Source organism: Bradyrhizobium uaiense (assembly GCF_010811875.1).
GTDB classification, from domain to species: Bacteria; Pseudomonadota; Alphaproteobacteria; order Rhizobiales; family Xanthobacteraceae; genus Bradyrhizobium; species Bradyrhizobium uaiense.
The window spans coordinates 1-316 of the sequence record NZ_VKHP01000644.1 but is presented as its reverse complement, the minus strand read 5'-3'; the positions used below and the strand labels follow the sequence as shown (position 1 = coordinate 316).

Annotated in this window: 1 protein-coding gene; it reads left to right on the top strand. The window is 54.7% G+C overall.

Annotated features, from left to right (window positions below; all coding sequences use genetic code 11):
- Positions 1–316: reverse transcriptase domain-containing protein (locus tag FNJ47_RS46895; RefSeq protein WP_249778690.1), on the top strand; the 316-nt coding region annotated here is incomplete at both ends.

The following is a 316-nucleotide window of genomic DNA, read 5'->3' as shown; positions in this document are numbered from 1 at the left end:
TTATGCTAAAAGCCTCAGGCAAGATGGGCGTTCCGCAGGGCGGTGTGATCTCGCCCTTGCTCAGTAATCTCTACCTCAATGAGGTGGACAAGATGCTGGAGCGAGCACGCGAAGTCACTCGCGACGGAAAGTACACCTACGTCGAATATGCGCGATTCGCTGACGACCTGGTGGTCTTGATCGATGCCCACAAACGTCATGACTGGCTGATTGGAGCCGTGACCAAACGATTGCGGGAGGAGTTCGCCAAGCTGCAGGTGGAAATCAATGATGAAAAGAGCCGCACTGTCGATCTGGAACGAGGCGAGAGCTTCAG